Source organism: Allobosea sp. LjRoot9 (genome assembly GCF_964252745.1).
Classification (GTDB): Bacteria; Pseudomonadota; Alphaproteobacteria; order Rhizobiales; family Beijerinckiaceae; genus Allobosea.
In genome coordinates, this window is the sequence record NZ_CAXUPC020000003.1 from 181,577 (window position 1) to 200,302 (window position 18,726).

15 protein-coding genes are annotated in these 18,726 nt (G+C 65.0%); 13 read left to right on the forward strand and 2 right to left on the reverse strand.

From position 1 onward, the window contains the following. Positions 1–343 precede the first annotated feature (343 nt). Positions 344–1,060 carry a GntR family transcriptional regulator gene (locus ACSQ3P_RS15370; RefSeq protein ID WP_436166417.1) on the forward strand — a complete coding sequence of 239 codons (717 nt, stop codon included), beginning with the start codon at positions 344–346 and terminating at the stop codon, positions 1,058–1,060. A 134-nt stretch (positions 1,061–1,194) separates the two neighbouring features. On the opposite strand, the gene ACSQ3P_RS15375 is transcribed toward ACSQ3P_RS15370, so the two are convergent. Further along, the gene (locus ACSQ3P_RS15375) at positions 1,195–2,565 is read right to left on the reverse strand and encodes an aminotransferase family protein (protein WP_436166418.1); all 1,371 of its coding nucleotides are present in this window, start codon (positions 2,563–2,565) and stop codon (positions 1,195–1,197) included. 290 nt (positions 2,566–2,855) lie between these two features. On the opposite strand from ACSQ3P_RS15375, the gene ACSQ3P_RS15380 reads away from it, so the two are divergent. From ACSQ3P_RS15380 to ACSQ3P_RS15395, 4 genes are all read left to right on the forward strand, one after another. Next, positions 2,856–3,785, forward strand: coding sequence for an aminotransferase class IV (locus ACSQ3P_RS15380; RefSeq protein ID WP_436166419.1), 930 nt, complete (start codon positions 2,856–2,858; stop codon positions 3,783–3,785). Positions 3,786–3,954: 169 nt separating this feature from the next. Beyond that, entirely contained in the window at positions 3,955–4,998 is a 1,044-nt protein-coding gene (locus tag ACSQ3P_RS15385) for an amino acid ABC transporter substrate-binding protein (protein ID WP_436166420.1), read from the forward strand. Positions 4,999–5,165: 167 nt separating this feature from the next. After that, positions 5,166–6,164 carry an amino acid ABC transporter permease gene (locus tag ACSQ3P_RS15390; protein WP_436166421.1) on the forward strand — a complete coding sequence of 333 codons (999 nt, stop codon included), beginning with the start codon at positions 5,166–5,168 and terminating at the stop codon, positions 6,162–6,164. 5 nt (positions 6,165–6,169) lie between these two features. Next, on the forward strand, positions 6,170–7,222 hold the full coding sequence (locus ACSQ3P_RS15395; RefSeq protein ID WP_436166422.1) for an amino acid ABC transporter permease: 1,053 nt from the start codon (positions 6,170–6,172) through the stop codon (positions 7,220–7,222). Between the two features lie 72 nt (positions 7,223–7,294). Here ACSQ3P_RS15395 and ACSQ3P_RS15400 read toward each other — a convergent pair whose 3' ends face one another. Then, positions 7,295–8,371, reverse strand: a complete 1,077-nt coding sequence (locus tag ACSQ3P_RS15400) for an isocitrate/isopropylmalate dehydrogenase family protein (protein WP_436166423.1) — start codon at positions 8,369–8,371, stop codon at positions 7,295–7,297. 187 nt (positions 8,372–8,558) lie between these two features. Here ACSQ3P_RS15400 and ACSQ3P_RS15405 point away from each other — a divergent pair, with 187 nt between their 5' ends. From ACSQ3P_RS15405 to ACSQ3P_RS15440, 8 genes are all read left to right on the forward strand, one after another. Further along, on the forward strand, positions 8,559–9,470 hold the full coding sequence (locus ACSQ3P_RS15405; protein ID WP_436166424.1) for a GntR family transcriptional regulator: 912 nt from the start codon (positions 8,559–8,561) through the stop codon (positions 9,468–9,470). A gap of 103 nt (positions 9,471–9,573) precedes the next feature. Beyond that, positions 9,574–10,680: an ABC transporter substrate-binding protein gene (locus tag ACSQ3P_RS15410; protein WP_436166425.1), complete on the forward strand. Its 1,107-nt coding sequence runs from the start codon at positions 9,574–9,576 to the stop codon at positions 10,678–10,680. A 23-nt stretch (positions 10,681–10,703) separates the two neighbouring features. Further along, a complete protein-coding gene (locus ACSQ3P_RS15415) occupies positions 10,704–12,389 on the forward strand; it encodes an ABC transporter permease (RefSeq protein ID WP_436166426.1) in 1,686 nt (561 codons plus the stop codon). 26 nt (positions 12,390–12,415) lie between these two features. After that, positions 12,416–13,483, forward strand: coding sequence for an ABC transporter ATP-binding protein (locus ACSQ3P_RS15420; protein ID WP_436166427.1), 1,068 nt, complete (start codon positions 12,416–12,418; stop codon positions 13,481–13,483). 15 nt (positions 13,484–13,498) lie between these two features. After that, on the forward strand, positions 13,499–14,161 hold the full coding sequence (locus ACSQ3P_RS15425; RefSeq protein WP_436166428.1) for an aspartate/glutamate racemase family protein: 663 nt from the start codon (positions 13,499–13,501) through the stop codon (positions 14,159–14,161). A 35-nt stretch (positions 14,162–14,196) separates the two neighbouring features. Continuing rightward, positions 14,197–15,189, forward strand: a complete 993-nt coding sequence (locus ACSQ3P_RS15430) for a Bug family tripartite tricarboxylate transporter substrate binding protein (protein WP_436166429.1) — start codon at positions 14,197–14,199, stop codon at positions 15,187–15,189. A gap of 4 nt (positions 15,190–15,193) precedes the next feature. Beyond that, entirely contained in the window at positions 15,194–17,854 is a 2,661-nt protein-coding gene (gene acnA / locus ACSQ3P_RS15435) for an aconitate hydratase AcnA (RefSeq protein WP_436166430.1), read from the forward strand. Then, positions 17,851–18,723: an amidohydrolase family protein gene (locus ACSQ3P_RS15440; RefSeq protein ID WP_436166431.1), complete on the forward strand. Its 873-nt coding sequence runs from the start codon at positions 17,851–17,853 to the stop codon at positions 18,721–18,723. The genes acnA and ACSQ3P_RS15440 overlap by 4 nt, the downstream gene beginning before the upstream one ends. Positions 18,724–18,726: the final 3 nt, after the last annotated feature.

Sequence of the window (18,726 nt, forward strand, 5' to 3'; positions counted from 1 at the left end):
GCGCCGACCCGCTGGTGGCGAGCGTCTCGGCCCTGCCGATCATGCTGACGCTGGTCGTGGTCGTCGACCGCAGCGCCGGGCTGTCGCGCACCTTCGTGCGCTAGCCGAGGTTGTGGCGTCAGGGCCGGGTGCACGCTCCTCATCGTCGACCCCAGCAGGGCGCGCTTCCGGTATCAGGCGTACAACCGAACCCAGCGTTTTCTCCGTACCGGAGAATGCAGGTGCCAACTCCTATGTTCGTTGAGTTGGCCGGGTTATTGCGGTCTACACTATAGTGTCCTTCGATGATGACCCCGCGACCAAAAAAGGCAGGGATTCTTCAGGCGAAAACGAGAGGTTATCCTTGGCCCAGAACCCAGCCGACAGCATCCGCCGCACCGTGCCGCAGAGGACGCTTGGGCAACAGGTTTATGGGCAATTGCAGGAAACCATCCTGAACGGGCATCTGCTGCCCGGCACGAAGCTCACCTTGCGTGGCCTGGCGACATCCCTGAACACCAGCATCCAGCCGGTTCGCGAGGCTGTCGTCCGGCTCGCGGCAGACGGCGCGCTTCACGCAACCCCCAATCGTTCCATCCTGGTGCCGGTTTTGACCCGTGCCGAGCTCGACGATCTGCACTCCGCCCGGGTCCTGGTGGAAGGGGAGGCGGCAGCGCGCTTTGCCGAACGCGCCTCCGAGGAGGACGTCGCGATCCTGTCGCGGATCAATGAGGATCTTCGCCTCGCCTATGACAGCTCGGATGTCGTGAAGATCGTGACATCCATTCAGGCCTGGGGCTTGCGGATCGCGCAGGGGTCATCGTCAGGCGTGCTGCAATCGGCGATCTTCACATTGCGATTGCGCCTGGGGCCGCATCTCGCCGAGGCCATGTCCGCGCCGGCCGCGCTGGATCCCGACTTCCTGCATTTCACGGTTCATATCAACCACGAGATGGTCCTGGCCTTTCGGGACCGCGACCCGGTCAGGGCTCGCGACCTGCGGCGCGCCGACATCCTTACCTTCCAGCGCGATCTGTATCAGAGGCTCGGGCTCACGCATCGCGCGCTGGTCGCCGGCTAGAGACCCGGGTTTTGACGCGTTTTCTCCGCGCAAACGCTTCGCGTTTGTCGCGGGGGAACCGGTGTCCACTTCGCTCGAAAACGCTTCAATCCAAGCGTCGGAATGGCGCTGCAGGCTTGCTTTGCGCGCTGCCGCTATCTGGCTGGCATGTCCTTCAGCACCTGATCCAGCGCCCGCGTCAGCCGCTCGAACAATTCGTCGATTTCCGCGACGGTGATGATCAGAGGCGGCGAGAGCACCAGGCAGTTCGCCAATGGCCGGACGATGATGCCGGCCTCGAGGCCGGCCTGATAGACCTGCGCCGGCAATCCGCCGATCCGCAGCGAGGCCGGGACCGTCTCGCCATCGCCGGGTTGCTTCAATTGCACCGCGCCCAGGAGCCCGAAACAGCGCGTCTCGGCGACGAGCGGATGATCCTTCAGCGCGGCAAGGCCGCGCGCCCAGGCGGGCATGATGGCGCGCACATGGGCGACGAGATTGCGCCGCTCATAGATCTCGATCGTCTTCAGGGCCACGGCGGCAGCGACTGGGTGGGCATGATAGGTGCCGCCATGGGCAAACCAGCCCTTCTCGGTGCTGCCACGCTCCAGCCGGTCGTAGAAATCGCCCGACATCAGGATCGCGGAGATCGGCTGATAGGCGCTCGACAGCGCCTTCGACGAGGTCATGCAGTCGGGTTTGATGTCCAGCGTCTGGGTGCCCCAGAACTGCCCGGTCCGGCCGAACCCGGTCACCACCTCGTCGGCGACCAGCAGGATGCCGTAGGCATCGAGCACCGCCTTCATCTTGGTGAAGTAACCGACGGGCGGCACATACATGCCGGCGGATACGGATACCGGCTCGGCGAAGAAGGCGGCAACCGTTTCCGGGCCGGCCTGCTCGATGACCGATCTGAGCTCGGCGGCAAGGCGATCGCCATAGGCCGCCTCGCTCTCGCCCGGCTCGGCGCCGCCTGGCCAATTGGGATGGCTGACATAGAGGCATTCATCCGTCGGCACCGCGAAGGAGCGATGCAGGTCGGAGCCGCCGCCGAGCGCCGTCAACTGGATCGTGCTGCCGTGATAGCTCGACCAGCGGCTGATGATCTTGCGCCGCCTCGGCTCGCCGGAGAAGCCGTTTGCGTACCAGATGAACTTGATCAGATGATCATTCGCCTCGGAGCCGGTGGTGGCGAACGTGACATGGGTTTGCGGCATCGGCGACAGGGCCGCGAGTTTCTCGGCCAGTTCCATGACGGCGGGAACCGTGCGGTCGATCGCCGAGGGATAGATCGGCAAGGCGCGCATTTGCGCGATGGCGGCTTCGATCAGCTCTTCGTCGCTATAGCCCAGTGCGACGCAGTAGAAGGACGAGACCGCCTCGATGTAATCGCGCCCGCGCTCGTCGAAGACCCTGATGCCGCGCCCGCCCGTCAGGACCAGCGGCCGCTCCGAGCGCAGCCGCTTGAGGTCGCTGAAACCGAGCATCAGGGTGTCATTGCGGTAGTTCAGCTTGGTCGAGGCCATGTCGCTCTCCTGCCGGCTTGCGCATAATCCGCGATGGGTGAATTGATGCAGCTTGGATTGCCGCTGATAGTGTGATCACATCATGCCGTCTGTCGATTGTCGAGAGATTGGAGCGAAAAGCTTGCGCGCTTCAACGTTGATCATATTGCTCAATTTTGCAGCGAAAAATGCTGAAAATGACTGCGCCGGATAACGACTCGATCTTGACGCTGATGGCGATATCTCGCCTGATGTGATCACATATCTTGCCTTCGGGGCGCGGGGTGCAGATCGCGATACGGAGAGTGACGATGGAAGCTGCGACCGTAGGGAACGTCGATTGGTCGAAGGGCGCTGCCTATCTCGACGGGGCTTATATGCCGGTCTCCGAGGCCAAGCTCTCGATCACCGATTGGGGCTATCGTCGCTCGGACGTGACCTATGACGTCGTCAGCGTCTGGGATGGCGCGTTCTTTCGGCTCGACGATCACCTCGCCCGTTTCCGTGCCTCGATCGGAGCCATGCGCTTCACCCCGAAAGAGAGCGACGAGGACATCCGCGCGATTCTGCACGAGCTGGTGCGGCTGTCGGGCCTGCGCGAGGCCTATGTGGCGATGGACTGCATGCGCGGGAGGCCCAGCCCCGAGCAGCGCTATCACCCGGTCAATGCGCGCAGCTATCTCGCGGCCTTCGCCATTCCCTATGTCTGGCAGATGAAGCCCGATGTCATCGCGCGCGGCGCGCATATGATCATTGCCTCGACGCCGCGCATTCCCGATGTCTGCCTCGACGCCCGCATCAAGAATTTCCATTGGGCGGATATGACGGCGGCGATGTTCGAGGCCGAGGAGAAGGGCGCCGACAACCCGATCCTGCTCGATCTCGACGGCAACGTCACCGAAGGCCCCGGCTACAACATCTTCTGCATCACCGACGGCAAGGTCGCGACCGCTGACCGCAACGTGCTGCACGGGATCAGCCGGCTGTGCGCGATCGATCTTTGCGCGGAATTGGGGCTGCCCTGCGAGGCGAGGGCGGTGCCGGTCGAGGAGTTTCGCCAGGCCGACGAGATTTTCGCCACGAGTACCGCGGGCGGCATTATTCCTGTGACCAGGCTCGACGGGCGCATTCTCGGCAATGACCGTCCGGGCCCGATCTCGGAGCGCTTGCGCGAGGCTTATTGGGCGAAACGGCATGAAGGTTGGCATGCCGAACCGATCGATTACAGCGCCGCCGGCTAGAACGTTTTCGAGCGAAGTGGATACCGGTTCGCGTTAAGAAGGCGTGTTAAAACAAGAATTTGGAGCAATTGAGCGATCCAGCTGGATTGGACATTGCTCTCGTTTCGGGGCGAGAGCCCCGCGTCGCCTTCGATTTTGTCTTTTGTCTCAGGCAGGGAGTGATCGGGTCATGACGAGCTTGCGGAAACTGGCTTATGCGGCGGCGCTTGCCGTTTGCGGACTAGGTGCGGCGGGCCTCCCCGCCGAAGCCCAGGTCAAGAGTGCGACGCTGGACGCGGTCAAGAAGCGCGGCGAGCTGAATTGCGGCGTTGATACCGGCATTCCCGGCTTCGCCTTCCAGGATTCGACCGGGAAATGGAAAGGGCTCGACGTCGCCTATTGCCGCGCCATCGCCGCGGCTGTGCTGGGTGATGCCGAGAAGGTCAAATATGTCGGGGTGACCACCAAGGTCCGCTTCACCGTGCTGCAATCGGGCGAGATCGACGTCCTGATCCGCGACAGCACGCTGACCTTCACGCGCGACACGCAGCTCAACCTCTCGCCCATCGCGGTGAATTTCTACGCCGGCCAGGCCTTCATGGTGAAGAAGAGCCTCAAGGTCGCCTCCTCCAAGGAGCTGAACGGCGCGACCATCTGCATGCTCACGGGCGCCACGCTCGAGCTCAACATCGCCGATTACGGTGCCGCCAATGGCATCAAGATCAATTCCTTGCTGTTCGACAAGCCGGAGGAGGCCTTTGCCGCGGCGGAGGCGGGGCGCTGCGACGGCTATTCCGACGATTCCGGCAGCGTCGCCGCGGCGCGCTCGACCATGAAGGCGCCCGACGACTGGATGATCCTGCCCGAGATCATCTCCAAGGAGCCGCTCGGCATCTTCGCGCGCGAAGGCGACGAGAAATGGGGCGATATCCTGAAATGGACGCATATGATCCTGCTGACGGCCGAGGAGATGGGCGTCACCAAGGCCAATGCCGATCAGATCAAGGCCAGCAAGCCGGCCGATCCCTTCATGCAGCGCCTGCTCGGCATCGACGAGGATTTCGGCAAGCCGCTGGGCCTCGATGGCGACTGGTCCTACCGGATCATCAAGGCCGTGGGGAACTATGGCGAGATCTATGACGAGTATTTCGGCCCCAAGGCGCTCGGCCTGCCACGCGGAACCAATAATCTCTGGACCAAGGGCGGGCTTCAATATGCCCTGCCGCTGCGCTGATGGCCTTGGCTGACACCGCGGTCCTGATCGCGCGACAGCCAGCCCCGAGACAGCAAAGGCGCGGTTCTTTCCGCGCTTTTGCCTGGCAAGGCCTCTTCCTGTGCGCGCTCGCCCTCTTCGCATGGTTCGTCATCGCCAACGCGTCGGATAATCTGGCGGCGCGGAACATGAATTTCGGCTTCGCTTTCCTGTCCCAGCGGACCGGCTTCGACATTCCCTTCCACGTCGTGCCCTGGTCGACGGCCGATAGCTATGGCCGGGCCTTGTGGGTCTGCCTGCTCAACACCCTGCTCGCCGCGGCGATCGGCATCGTCCTGGGCTCGCTGCTGGGTTTCCTGCTCGGCGTGATGCGGCTCTCGGCAAACTGGCTGGCGCGCAGCCTGTCGTTGGCGATCATCGAGATCGTGCGCAACACCCCGCAATTGCTGCAGATCATCTTCTGGTATGTGGTGATGATCCAGGCGCTGCCGCCGCCGCGCAACGGCCTGGCCCTGCCGGGAGGCATGATCCTCAGCGTCCGCGGCCTGAACATGCCCAGCATCGAGATGGGCACTGCTGGCCTGTGGCCGTTCCTGCTGCTGGTGGCTGCGCTGTGCCTTGCCCCTGTGTTCAGGGGGCTGCGCCGCCGGCATCGGGCTTTTGGCTGGGCCGCGCCGCTCCTGCCTGCCGTCGCGCTTATGCTCGTCCTGCTGTCGATCGATCATATCGATTACCCGACGCTGCGCGGCTTCAACTATGTCGGGGGCGTCGTGGTGCCGCCCGAATTGATCGCACTGGTCGGCGGGCTGTCGCTCTACATGTCGGCCTTCGTCGCCGAGATCGTGCGTGCCTCGCTCCAGGGCATCGCTAGGGGCCAGCGCGAAGCGGCATCCTCGCTTGGCCTGTCCGGGGCTCAGGCGCTGTTCCTGGTCATCCTGCCGCAGGCCTTGCGGGTGATGATCCCGCAATTGACGAACCAGTATCTCAACCTGACCAAGAGCACTTCGCTCGGCGCAGCGATCGCCTATCCGGAACTGGTCCAGATCTATGCCGGCACGGTGCTCAACCAGACCGGGCGGGCGCTCGAAACGATGTTCCTGGTGATGATCATCTTCCTCGGCATCAACCTCGTCATTTCCGGTTTCATGGCCTGGTACAACGCCCATGTCGCGATCGTGGAGCGCTGATCGCGATGGCGCCGACACATGTCTGGGTCAAACGGAACCTGTTTCCATCGCTCTCCAGCGGCTTGCTGACGCTGGTTCTGGCTGGTGTGATCATTCTCCTCGTCAAAGCGATCTTCAGCTGGGCGGTGACGGACGCGACGATCTCCGGCACCACGCGCGCCGCCTGCGATGCCGGCGGCGCTTGCTGGACCTTCATCAAGGTCAGGTTCGACCTGTTCTTCTATGGCCGCTATCCCTCGCCCGAGCGCTGGCGGGTCGATCTCGCCTTGGCTCTGGTCGTCGGCACCACGGCGGCAACGCTTATCGCGCCGCCGCGCTGGCAGGGCTGGCTCGCGCTGATCCTGCTCGGCTTCGTGCCCGCGGTGGCCGGCATCCTGCTGGTCGGCGGAGTGTTCGGACTTGCCTACATCGCCACCAATCTCTGGGGTGGCTTGATGTTGAACGTCCTGCTCACCGCGGTGGCGGGCGGTGGCGGCTTCATTCTCGGCGTCTTCCTGGCGCTCGGCCGCCGCTCGAAATATCCGGTCATCCGCCTGTTCTCGATGCTGTTCATCGAATTGTGGCGCGGCGTGCCGTTGCTGACCGTGCTCTTCATGGCGATGCTGCTGGTGCCGCTGTTCATGCCCAATGGCGCGACGATCGACAATCTGCTGCGCGCGATGCTGGCGCTGACGCTGTTCACGGCTGCCTATATGGCCGAAATCGTGCGCGGCGGCTTGCAGGCGATCCCCCGCGGCCAGGCCGAGGCCGCGACTGCGCTTGGCCTTCGGCCTTGGGCGATCCAGTCCTTCATCGTCATGCCGCAGGCGCTCAGGCTGGTCATTCCCGGCCTCGTCAACACGGTGATCGACCTGTTCAAGGACACCACGCTCGTCAGCATCGTCGGCCTGTTCGACCTTCTCGCCGTGATCACCCAGGCCCAGAAGGACCAGGCCTGGCTTGGCATGGCGCGGGAGGGCTATGCCTTCGCGGTGGTCGTGTTCTTTCTATGCTGCTTCGGGATGTCGCTGTTCAGTCGCCGCCTCGAGCACCGCCTGAACCGCCATCTGCGCTATTGAGTGATCGCGCGGCAATGCCAGCAAAGTTCGCCTGAACGCCTGCCACGCCCTGCCGTCGCCCCGCGATCCCGCTTAGGGGCGAGCCAGCACTTCGGCGACCAGCGAGCCGAATTTCTTCGTGCCGACCTTGCCGTCGAGGTCCGGCGTGCGGGAGGCCGGATCCGTCAGGACGGTGTCGATCGCTGCGTCGATGGCACGGAAGGCCGCCTCGAATTGCGGCAAGCCGCGCGTCTCGCCGAGCCATTGCAGCAGCATGCCGCAGGACAGCATCATCGAGACCGGATTGGCCTTGTCCTGGTTCTGGATGTCGGGCGCCGAGCCGTGCTGGGCCTGAGCGCAGCAATGGCTGTCGCTCGCCATCATCGAGCCGGCGAGGCCGAGGCTGCCCGACAATTCGCTCGCCAGATCCGAGATGATGTCGCCGTAGAAATTCGTCGCGCAGATCACGTCGAAGCGCTCGGGATTGCGCACGAGATGCGCCGTTGAGGCGTCGATCAGCAGGTCGTCCAGGGCAACTTCGGGAAAGTCGGCGGCAACCTTCCTGACCTCACGCAGGAAAAGCCCGTCGGTCTGGTGGAAGCTGTTGACCTTATGGACGGCGGTGACCTTCTTCCGGCGCTTCATCGCCAGCTCGAAGGCGCGGCGCGCGATGCGGTTCGAGCAATGGGCGGTGATCTTGCGCAGCGAGATCGCCATATCGGGCGAGGGCATCAGCTCGGCCCAGCCCAGATGCATGTTGCGGTCGGGATAGAAGCCCTCCGTCGCCTCGCGCATGATGACGAGGTCCATCGTCTTGCCCGGCTTCATATTGGATGGAATGAATGACCGGGTGCGCGCCGGGCGGACATTGGCGTAGAGATCGAGGCCGATCCGAAAACCGGCGGAGACGTTGCGTCCACCCTTTTCCGGCGCTGGGTAGTCAGCATGCGACTGGGTTCCGAGGATCACGCCATCATAATCGTGCCGAGCCTTCTCCAGGATGCTGTCACGCAGCGTGGTGCCGTGCTTCTCCAGGCTGGTGAAGCCGACCTCGTCATAGTCGAAGGCAAGGTCGAGGCCGAACCGCGTGCTGGCGGCTTCCAGCACCTGCATGGAGGCGGAGATGATCTCGGGACCGATGCCATCGCAGGGCAGGACGAGCAGCTTCATGAGGATTCTCCGGCGCGCCACGTTCCGTCGCTGCGATACGAGGCGAGTTTGTAGATTTGGTTATTGCATCTATGAAATCCAAATTAGCGTCAAGGGCGACCGCCCGAAATCATTGCTGCCGGCTGGGTGCGTTCGCGCGGCAGGTCGTTTCGCCACTCGTCGTTTCGCCACTCCATGAGATCAAGCTATGTCCAATAGTCCCCTCGCGCTCCGCATCGCCGGCGATATCGTCGCCCGCATCAATTCGGGCGACCTCTCCGCGGGGTCGCATCTGGCAACCGAGGCGCTTGCCAAGCAGTATCAGGTCTCCCGTTCGCCGGTCCGCGAGGCGTTGAGCGTGCTGGCCGGTGACGGCGTCATCGAGAGCCGGCCAAATCGCGGCTTCTATGTTCGCTCCGATATCGATGTGGCGGGCTTGGCCAAGCCAGTGCTCGCGGCCAGGGCGGCCGATACCGACCCCTATTTCACCTTCGCCGAGGACTGGCTGAACGACCGGATCGAAGGCGAGCTCACCGAGCAGGCCGTGAGGGACAGATACAGGCTCACACGCTCCCAGGCCCAGGATCTCTTCGTGCGTGCGGTCCAGGAGGGCTGGGCCGAGCCCAAGCCGGGATATGGCTGGCGCTTGCGGCCGGTCGCCAAGACATCAGAGGCCTTCGAGCAGATCTATCGCTTTCGGGCGGTGATCGAGCCGGCGGCGATCATGGAGCCGACCTTCCGTTTCGATAGAGCCGCTGCCGCCCCCTTGCGGAGAGTCCAGGAGAAGCTGGCGCGGGGGCAGCTTGGCGGGCTAACGCCCGAGGCGATGCGAAGCGCCGGCGCGGGCTTCCATGAGGAGCTGATCAGAATGGCGGGGAATCCGATGTTCCTGTTCGCACTGGAGCGCGCCAACCAGTTCCGGCGCCTCATCGAGTACCGGCTGAAGGTCGACCCCCAACGGATCGTCGCGCAAAGCATCGAGCATGTTCAGATCCTGGATCTGCTCGAGCGCGGCGACAATCTGGAGGCGGCGCATGTGATGCGCCGGCATCTGAATGGTGCCCTGGCGGTCAAATCGCCGGTCGTTCAGGCCGAGTTCGCGCCTGTGCCAAGGGGTTAGGGCGCCGCAGTCCGGGGCGTATGCGTATATTTGGTTTTACGGATTGATAAAACCAATACTCTGAGCTAGCGTCCTCGCAAGAAAAAGATCTTGGGAGGACGCTATGATCACACGCAGGCATTTCGTTGCGGGCGCTGGCGCGCTCGCTGCTGCAGCCATGGCCGGCAATCGCTCCGCCATCGCGCAGGGCGTTCCGGCCGGTTATCCCGCTGTTTACGGCGAGCTTGTCGACAAGGCGGTGAAGGAGGGCGCGGTCTCGATCTACACATCGACGGACGATGTGCAGGGGCGGCCGCTGATCGAAGCCTTCCGGGCCGCGTTCCCCGGCATCCGGGTCGACTACAACGACCTTGGAACGAACGGCGCCTATAACCGCGTCATCTCGGAAGCCGCCGCCAAGCAGGTCGGCTCGGACATTGTCTGGACCTCGGCGATGGACCTGCAGATGGTGCTGGTCTCGAAGGGGCAGGCGGAAACCTACAAATCGCCCGAGGCTGCCCAACTGCCGGCCTGGGCCAATTTCAACGACCAGCTCTACGCGACCTCGGTCGAGCCGGTCGCGATCATGTACAACAAGAGCATGCTGGGGGCGCTCAAGCCGCCGCAGACGCGCGCCGAGCTCATTGCCTTCCTGCAAGCCAACAAGGATGCGCTGAAGGGCAAGGTCGCCTCGTTCGATCCGGAAAAGAGCGGCTCCGGTTTCCTGTTCTTCAACAACGACGCCCGCACCACCACTGACACCTGGGAGCTCGTGAAGGCTTTCGGCGGAACGGACCCCAAGGTCTATGGCAGCTCGGGGGCGATGCGCGAGAAGATCGCCTCGGGCGAGCACTGGATCGCCTTCAACCTGATCGGCTCCTATGCGATCGAATGGGCCAAGAAGAACAGCAATCTCGGCGTCGTCCTGCCGCCCGACCATGCGGCGGCGTTCTCGCGGGTCGCCAATATCTCGAAGGGCGCGCCCCATCCCGCCGCGGCGCGCGTCTTCCTCGACTTCCTCCTGTCTCAGCGCGGACAGACGGCGATGGCCGGCAGTGGTGCGCCGTCGATCCGCACCGATGTCAGCGAAGGCCTCAACATCGCCAAGCTCAATGAGATGGCCGGCGGCAAGCTGAAGCCGATCCCCGTCTCGGCCGCGCTGCTGGAGGCATCTGATCCAAAAACGCGCGCCGAGTTCTTCCAGAAATGGAAGCAGGCGCTGCGCGGTTGATGCGTCCGACTGAGAGCATCGTCATGTCGCTTGCCAACGACGCGCCGCGTTTCAGGGCGGGAGTCATTCTCGCCCTGTTCGTGATGGTGGCGGCGCCTGCGCTGCTCGTCATCTATCAGAGCGTCCTCGACGCGCCCTTCTTCGACGACAATGTTCGCTTCAGCCTCGATGCCTTCCGTTTCGTCCTGACCGATCCCGAGTTCTATCGGGCGCTGTGGACGACGACGCTCTACGCCTTCGGCATGGTGGTGGTCGCGGTTCCGCTCGGCGGGCTGCTCGCCTTCCTGATCACGCGGACGGATCTGAAGGGGCGGACATGGCTTGAGCCGCTCGTGCTCGTGCCGATGTTCCTGTCGTCGATCGTCCTGGCCTTCGGCTACACCGTTTCGGTTGGGCCGTCGGGCTTCGTCACCATCGCCTTCAAGAGCCTCTTCGGCGCGGCGCCCTGGAGCATCTACACGCTGCCGGGCATCATCCTGATCGGTGGCCTGAGCCACGTGCCGACGGTCTATCTCTATGTGGCCTCGGCGATGCGCCGCCTGCCATCCGATCTGGAGGAGGCGGCACGTACCGGAGGGGCCGGAATCTGGCGGGTCTCGCTCGACGTCACCTTGCCGATGGTCCTGCCGGCGCTGGTCTTCAGCGCCGCGCTCAACCTGCTCCTGGGCTTCGAGACCTTCGGCATTCCGCTGGTGCTGGGTGACCCCAACGGCATCCTCGTGCTGACCACCTATATCTACAAGGTCAACACCATCTTCGGCGCGCCGACCTATCAGGTCATGGCGGCGGTCACGGTGTTCCTGATCCTGATCACCCTGCCGCTCGTCTTCATCCAGCGCCGCTTGCTGCGCCACGCCCGGCGCTTCGCGGCAGTCGGCGGCAAGGGGGCGAGAACCAATCTGCTCCGGCTGGGCAGCACCGGCCAGGCGGTCGCGCTGGGGTTGATCGGATTGTGGCTCCTGGTTTCGGTGTTCTTTCCGGTCGGCGGCATCGTGCTGCGTGCCTTCGTCGAGAACTGGGGCGAGGGCGTCAGGCTGACGGAGCAATTGACGCTCGCCAATTTCAAGGCGGTCTTCGAGATCCCGAGCCTGTCGCGCGGCATCCTCAATACGATCCTGCTCGCCGGGGTCGGCGGCGCCATCGCGGTCGCCTTCTACCTGTTGGTCGGCCTCGCGGGGCACCGCAACCGCGGCAGAAGCGGAACCCTGCTGGACTATTCCGTGCTGATCCCGCGCGCGCTGCCCGGCCTGATCGTCGGCCTGACCTTCTTCTGGCTGTTCCTGTTCGTGCCCTTCCTGATCCCGCTCAGGGCGACGCTGATCAGCCTCCTGATCGCCTATATCATCGTCGGCCTGTCCTATGGCCTGCGGATCATCCAGTCGACGCTGCTGCAGGTCGCGCCCGAGCTCGAGGAATCGGCGCGCATCACCGGCGCATCGGTCTACCGGAGCTGGCGCGACGTGGTCATTCCGCTGGTCAGGCCCGGCCTCGCCGGCGCCTGGGCGATGATCATGATCGTGTTCCTGCGCGAATACGCCACCGGCGTCTATCTGATGTCGTCGGGCACCGAGGTCATCGGCTCGCTGATGGTGTCGCTCTTGACCTCGGGCGCCATGGACCAGATCGCCGCCCTGTCCTTCATCTCCATCGCATTGACGGCCGTGGGCCTGACACTCGCCCTGCGGCTGGGAGCGAAACTCCATGACTGAAACGATCACATGACTGAGTCGATCACATGACTGAACTCGTCGTAGACAACGTCGAAAAATGGCTGGGTGGCCTCAAGATCCTGTCCGGCGCCTCCTTCACCGCCGAGAAGGGCCGGATCGTCGCCTTGCTCGGCGCGTCCGGCAGCGGCAAGACCACATTGCTGCGCTGCATTGCCGGTCTCGAGCAGCCTGAGACCGGCAGGATCGTCATCGGCGGGAAGACCGTTCTCGACGGCGAGGCCGGCGTCGCATTGCCACCCGAGGCCCGTGAGATCGGTCTCGTCTTCCAGTCCTATGCGCTCTGGCCGCACCGGACGGTGTTCGAGAACGTCGCCTATGGGCTGCGGCTTCGCAAGCGGCCGGCGGCCGAGATCAAGACGCGGGTCGAGACGATCCTCGACAAGCTCGGCCTGGCGCATCTGGCGGCGCGCTATCCCGATCAGCTCTCGGGCGGCCAGCAGCAGCGCGTCGCGATCTGCCGCGCACTCGTCTACGAGCCAAAAGTCCTGCTGCTGGACGAGCCGCTCTCGAATCTCGACGCCAAGCTGCGCGAGGAGGCGCGCTTCTGGATCCGCAAGCTGATCCTCGAACTGGGGATCTGCGCCATCATGGTCACGCATGACCAAGGCGAAGCGCTGGCGATCGCCGACCATGTCCTGCTGCTCAAGGGCGGCAGCATCGTCCAGGACGGCACGCCAATCCAGATCTACGGCCAGCCAACAAGCTTCTACGCAGCCGATTTCATGGGGACCAACAATGTGCTGTCGGGCGCCTTCGAGCCGCAAGCGGATGGCGGTGCGCTCATTCGCTGCGAGGGCTGGAGCCTGCCCGGGATCTGGCGCGATGCGGAACCGCCGCGCGATGCCTCCGATATCCGCGCCGTGGTCCGGGTCGAAACCATCATGGTCTCATCCGAGCCGACCGCGACGAGCCAGCTGCTGGATGTCGAAGGCTGCATCTATCTCGGCGACAAATGGGAGTACCGCCTCAAGCGCGGCAGCGTTCGGTTGCGCGCACAGGGGGCGTCGGAGCTGTCGTCGCATGTGGCGCATTGTACCGTGCAGCCGGCTTCGACCTGGCTGTTCAACCCGTGACCGGAGCGCATTGAGATGAGCACCGGTCCTCGCATCGCCTTGATCCATGCGACGCCCGTCGCGATCGAGCCCATCCTGCAAGCCTTCAAGGAGCTTTGGCCGGAGGCCGAGCCGGTCAACATCCTCGACGATTCCCTCGCGCTGGACAGGGCCAAGGCGAGCGACATCACACCCGCCATCCACCAGCGCATCGTCGCCTTGGCCGAGTATGGCCATTCGCTCGGCGCCAAGGCGATCCTGTTCACCTGCTCGGCCTTCGGCCCCGCGATCGAGGCGGCGGGACGCGCGGTTCCGGTTCCGGTTCTCAAGCCGAACGAGGCGATGTTCGAGGAGGCGCTCGGGCATGGCGAGAGGCTCGGCATGGTCGCCACCTTCGGCCCCTCCATCGCGACGATGGAGGCCGAGTTCGCCGAGGAGGCAAGGCGCGTCAGGTCCGGAGCCAGGCTTTCCACGCGGCTGGCAGCTGATGCGATGGCGGCGCTGCGCGCAGGCGATGCCGAGACCCACAACGCCCTGGTGGCGCGGGAGGCCAAGGCCTTCGGGCAGGTCGATGCGCTGATGCTGGCGCATTTCTCGACATCGCGCGCGCTCGCGGCCTGCTGCGAGGCGGCGTCCGTGCCGGTGCTGTCCTCGCCGGAGGCTGCTGTCCGCAAGGTCCGAAAAATGGTCGGGGCGTGAGCGCCGAACCAAGGCCAAGAAGGGGAGAAACGCAGATGATGCTATTCGGGAGGAGTTGCCTCGGGCTGGCTGCGATGCTTGGCGCCGCGGTGTTGCTGTCGGCAGGCGCGCGGGCCCAGACGTTCCCGGAGCGGCCGGTCACCATGATCGTTCCATTCGCCGCGGGTGGCGCGGCCGACACGACGGGGCGCATTCTCGCCGAAGCCTTGGGGCGCGTGCTGGGCAAGAGCGTGGTGGTCGAGAATATCGGCGGGGCGGGAGGAGCCATCGGTGGCTCACGGGTCAAGAGCGCGGCGCCCGACGGCTACACCATCGGCCTTGGCCATACCGGCACGCTTGCCGCGGCGGTGACCGTCAACCCGAAGCTGCCCTATGATCCGAAATCCGACTTCGCCTATCTCGGCCTCGTCGCCTCGACACCCAATATCGTCTTCTTCCGCAATGATCTGCCGGCGGCGAATCTGAAGGAGTTCATCGCCCTGGCGAAGCAGAAGCAGGGCGCCTTGATGATGGGGCATTCCGGCAATGGAGCTGCCTCCCACATCACCTGCCTGATGTTTTTCGGGCTCATCGAGGTGAAGCCGACCTATGTGCCCTATCGCGGCTTTGGCCAGACGATCAACGACATCATCGGCGGCAAGATCGACGGCTCCTGCGATCTCGTTGCCTCCGTCAGCGGCCAGGTCCAGTCACAATCGGTGAAGGCCTTTGCGGTTGCGGCCAGGACGCGGGCCGAGACCCTGCCGGATGTGCCGACCTCCGAGGAGGCCGGCTTACCGGAGTTCCAGGCCGAGACCTGGACGGGGCTGTTCGTGCCGAAGGCGACGCCGAAGCCCGTGCTCGATATCCTGCAGGGCGCGGTCGCAAAGGCCTTGGACGATCCGGAGGTTGCAAAGCGGCTCGTCACGATCGGCGCGCGGGCGCCGCGACCTGACGAACGCGGCGGCCCCGCCATGCAGGCGCTGGTGGCGAGCGAGGTCGATCGCTGGGCCGCGATCCTCCACAAGGCGGGCTTCAAGCCGGACTGAGATGATGCAAGTCGATCAATCCACCCAGAGAGCCGTCCGACGTCGCCGCTTCGAGGTCGATGGGCGCTCCTGCGCCTGCATCGACCTTCGGCATGCGCTCAGTGACGATGTCCTGCGCCTGCCGCATGTGCTGCGCATCCTGTTTGAGAATGCGCTGAGAAATTCGGCTCGCGAGGCGCAACGCGTCGTTCCCGCCTTCAAGGCCTGGCTGTTGACGCGCAGCAGCGTGGCCGAGATCCCGTTCCTGCCGAACCGGTTGATGATGCACGACACGACCTGCGGGCCGGCGCTGGTCGACATCGCCGCGATGCGGGATGTTCTGGCCGAGCATGGCCGCGATCCCGACCTGCTGATGCCGCGCATCGGGGTGGACGTCTCGACCGACCACTCCTCCGGCGTCGATTTCCACGCCCGTCCCGACGCGCTCCAGCTCAATCTGGAGAAGGAGTTCGAGCGCAACGCCGAGCGCTATCGCCTGATGAAATGGGCCTCAGGGGCAATGCCCGGGATCCATGTGCACCCTCCGGGCTCCGGCATCATGCACACGATCAACCTCGAACGGCTCTCGAAGCTGGTCGTGACGGCGCGGGAGGCGGATGGTCTATTGGCTTATCCCGATACGCTGCTCGGCACCGATAGCCACACGCCCATGGTCAATGGGCTGGGCGTCTTGGGCTGGGGCGTCGGCGGGCTGGAGGCCGAAGGCGCACTCTTCGGCGTTCCGGTGATCCTGAGGATCCCCGAGGTCGTGGGCGTTCGCTTGACCGGGCGATTGCGCGAGGGCGTGACCGCGACCGATCTCGCTTTGACGGTGACGGAACGCCTGCGCAAGCTCGGAGTCTCCGGCTCCTTCGTCGAATTCTTCGGTCCGGGTGTCTCGACGCTTGCCGTCGGCGAGCGGGCTGCCGTCGCCAACATGGCCCCGGAATATGGCGCCTCGACCGGCTATTTCCCGATCGACGAGGCAAGCTGTGATTATCTTCGCGGTGTCGGCAGGGACGAGGGCGAGCTGAACCTGATCCGCAGCTTCGCGACGGCGGCGGATCTCTGGTTCGATCCTGATGCGGAGCCGGATTTCACCCGCAGGCTCGACATCGCGCTCGACGGGATCGAACCCAGCGTCGCGGGGCCGCGGCGCCCGCAGGACCGTCTTCCCGCAGGTGCGACCGCGGCTGCGTTTGTCCCTCCGCTCGAACCTGGCTCCACGGCGCAGCTTCCTGACGGGGCCGTCGTGATCGCCGCGATCACGAGTTGCACCAACACCTCCGATCCGCGCCTGATCGTTGCTGCGGGGCTGCTCGCCCGCAAGGCGAGGGCCCTGGGGCTGAAGCCGCCGGCCTGGGTCAAGACCTCGCTGGCGCCCGGTTCGCCGACCGCCGAGAGGATGTTGCGACGCGCCGGTCTCATGACCGATCTCGAGGCCATGGGCTTCGGCGTCGTCGGCTATGGCTGCACGACCTGCATCGGCAATTCCGGCGCGCTGCTTCCCTCGGTCCAGCAGGCATTGAGCCGAAAGGATTTCCGCCCGGTCGCGGTCCTGTCCGGCAATCGCAACTTCCCCGGCCGCGTGCATCCCGATCTGGAATACGGCTTCCTGGCCTCGCCGCCGCTCGTCGTTGCCTTCGCGCTGGCGGGCACGGTCAATATCGACATCATGCAAGACCCTGTCGGCGTGACACTGGCGGGAGCGGAGATTCGCCTGTCCGCACTCTGGCCGAGCGGCGCGGAAATCGATGCGGCGCTCGCCTTGGGCGCTGACCGGCGCGACTATGACGCCGCCTATGGCGAGGCGGCGGTCCGGCCGCTCTGGCTCGAGCTGCAGGCGCCGGCGGGGCCGCGCTTCCCCTGGGACGAGCGCTCGACCTATCTGCGCCGCCCGCCCTTCGTGCGCGCTTCGGGAGCATCACCGCCCCGGGGGCCGGCGCGGCCGCTGCTCGTCCTAGGCGACGACATCACGACCGATCATATTTCGCCGGCAAACCAGATTCGCGGCGACAGTCCGGCCGGCCGCTATATCGTCGCCGCAGGTGGGGATCCGGGGAACCTGAATGTCTTCGCCTCGCGGCGGGGCAATTTCGAGGTCATGCTGCGCGGCGCCTTCAGCAACCGCCTAGTGGTGAACCAGCTCCTGCCGGCAGCGCCGGCCGGGCTGACGCGTCACATGCCGTCGGGAGAGATCGTCAGCCTGGCCGAGGCGGCCGAGCGCTACCGGCTGGAGGCCGTGCCGCTCGTGATCGTGGCGGGTGAGCGCTATGGCATGGGCTCCTCGCGCGACTGGGCGGCCAAGGCCGTCGCCCTGCTCGGGGTCCGTGCGATCATTGCGGCGAGCATCGAGCGGATCCATCGCTCCAACCTGATCGGCATGGGCATCCTGCCGCTGCTGCTGCCTGCCGGCCTTCACCCGTCCGCGCTTCGCATCGCCGGCGGCGATCGCTTTCATCTCGACTGGGATTTCGACAGGCTTTCGCCGCGCTGCGAGGTCGTGGTTTCGATCCTGCGCGAGGAGGGCGGCAGCGAGACGCTTGCGCTCACGGCCGCCATCGAGACGTCGCTCGAAGTCGAGCTGCTCAAGGCCGGCGGCATCATCCCGCATGTGCTGAGCGGCTTGCTCGACCAACAAGACCTGCTCGCCCAAACGGACGACGCACGCAAAGGTGCCGCATGACAAAGCCGATCGAGCCATTGCCGCAAGGCAGCTGCGACTGCCATGTCCATCTCTTCGGCCCGGCCGGGCGATACCCGTTTTCTCCGGACCGGGTCTATACGCCGGGCGATGCCGATGAGGGCGAACTCCGCGCGCTGCATGCGCGGCTCGGCATCTCCCGCGTGGTTCTGGTGCAGCCAAGTCCCTATGGAACCGACAATCGGCGGATGCTCGCCGGGCTCGACCATCTCGGCAGCACAGCGAGAGGCGTGGCGGTCATCGGCCTCGGCACGGCGCGCGACGAGCTCGATCGTCTCCATGCGCAAGGTGTCCGGGGCGTGCGCGTCAACATCGCGACCCATGGAATGGATGATCCCGAGCAAGCCTGGCGCCTGATCCAGGGGCAGGCGCAACAGGTCGCCCGGCTTGGCTGGCATGTCCAGATCCTGGCTCGCCTCGACGTCATCGACGTGTTGGCGGCGCGCCTGCTGGAGCTGGAGGCGCGCGTGGTGATCGACCATTTCGGACTGCCCGATCTGGCGCTCGGTCCGGAGCAGCCCGGCTTCTCAGGCGTCCTCCGTCTGGCGGGCTCGGGCAAGGCGACCATCAAGATCTCTGCGATCCAGCGGCTTGCCGGGCGGGGGCATCTTGCTCGCGCCATCCCCTTCATGGGGGCCTTGTCGGCCGAGAACCCGGAGGCGCTGGTCTGGGGTTCCGACTGGCCGCATACGGGCGGCGGGCGTGGCGTGGGGCGGGCTCCGACCGATATCGAGCCATTCGAGGCAATGGACGACGCCGAGGCATTGTCGTGCCTGACGGAGGCGATTTCGGATCCGGCCCAGCGTCATGCCATCCTCGTCGACAACCCCGCGGCGCTTTACGGCTTCTGACAG